Below are 1,559 nucleotides of genomic sequence, written 5' to 3'. Positions count from 1 at the left end.
CACACTCTGTAGCACCGTCAGAATGGGGATCGTCAGCAATGCCGCAAACCCGCCGAAGCAAAGCATGGAACTACGCCGCCCAATTTTATCCGACAGCGCACCAAAGAACGGTTGCAGCAGCATAAAGATAAACAGCGCAAGGGTCATTATTCCGCTAGCCGTTTTCGCATGCATTCCCGCCGTATTCACCAAATATTTTTGCATATAAGTCGTGAATGTATAAAAAGCTAAAGAGCCCCCAGCGGTAAAACCCAGTACGGTAATAAAGGCACGGCGATGTTTCCACAAACCTGCGAGTGAGCCCGCATCTTTATGTCCACGCGTCGTTTTATCAGACGTTTCATTTAGAGAACGGCGTAAATAAAGCGCAACAATCGCCAGAATAGCACCAAGAGCAAATGGAATACGCCATCCCCATGCCCGCAAATCTTCATCACTCAGAATTTGCTGCAAGATTACAACAACTAACAACGCCAGCAGTTGACCACCAATCAACGTGACATACTGGAAAGAAGCATAAAATCCCTTCTTACCTTCAACAGCCACTTCACTCATATAGGTCGCGCTGGTGCCGTATTCCCCACCGACAGAAAGCCCCTGAAATAAACGGGCTAATAGCAGCAAAAAGGGAGCCCAAGTACCGATGGTTTCATATCCTGGCAGACAGGCAATCACCAGAGATCCGAAACACATCATGCAAACCGAAATTAGCATTGAATTTTTACGACCATGCTTGTCAGCAATATAACCGAAAAGCCAACCGCCTATCGGTCTCATTAAAAAGCCTGCTGCAAAAACCCCTGCGGTTTGTAGTAATTGAGTGGTGGTATTTCCCGACGGGAAAAAGATATGGGCGAAATAGATTGAGCAAAAGGAATAAACATAAAAATCAAACCACTCAACCAAATTACCTGATGAAGCGCCAACTATAGCCTGGATACGTTGACGTGTATCTTTCGCATTTTCCGTTAGATCAGCCATCCTATTTTATTCTCCTGTTTTTATGGGCATAGAACGATTCCGACTATAGTAAATCAGTACTTAAGCCCAGAGGCAAAAAATTCCTGATTGTAATAATTTATTAATATAGCAACACAATCAGCGACTCTGGTTATCTTTATTATGAAACCGGAGTGAATAAAGAGGTACAAACAAGACGTTATTATGAGGCGGATTAATAAGAAGAGAAGCGGCGTTTATTTGATTTGGGTAAAAGGAAGCATCTAGTATCCCAAAATAGAAATAAACAAAAGGCCATCCGATTAAGGATGGCCTTTTGTTTTAATTGAAACCTGGCAGTTCCCTACTCTCACATGGGGAAGCCCCACACTACCATCGGCGCTACGGCGTTTCACTTCTGAGTTCGGCATGGGGTCAGGTGGGACCACCGCGCTATCGCCGCCAGGTAAATTCTTTTTAAACCGAACATTAACCCAAATCACTGGTGCTGATACCCAGAGTCGAACTGGGGACCTCACCCTTACCAAGGGTGCGCTCTACCAACTGAGCCATATCAGCGCACCTGTATAATTGATGCCCGGCAGTTCCCTACTCTCACA

At 45.2% G+C, this 1,559-nt stretch carries 1 protein-coding gene, 1 tRNA gene and 1 rRNA gene; all 3 read right to left on the bottom strand.

The window, feature by feature from the left end; translation table 11 throughout:
- Nucleotides 1-981: MFS family transporter (locus OI69_RS18665; protein ID WP_039354161.1), on the bottom strand; the 981-nt coding region annotated here is incomplete at its 3' end.
- Between the two features lie 309 nt (nt 982-1,290).
- A 5S ribosomal RNA gene (rrf, locus tag OI69_RS18660) occupies nt 1,291-1,406 on the bottom strand.
- 36 nt (nt 1,407-1,442) lie between these two features.
- Nucleotides 1,443-1,518 (bottom strand) — tRNA-Thr (locus OI69_RS18655).
- Nucleotides 1,519-1,559: the final 41 nt, after the last annotated feature.

Origin of the sequence: Pectobacterium fontis (genome assembly GCF_000803215.1) — a bacterium.
Lineage (GTDB): Bacteria > Pseudomonadota > Gammaproteobacteria > Enterobacterales > Enterobacteriaceae > Pectobacterium > Pectobacterium fontis.
This window is presented reverse-complemented; position numbering and strand designations above follow the sequence as displayed.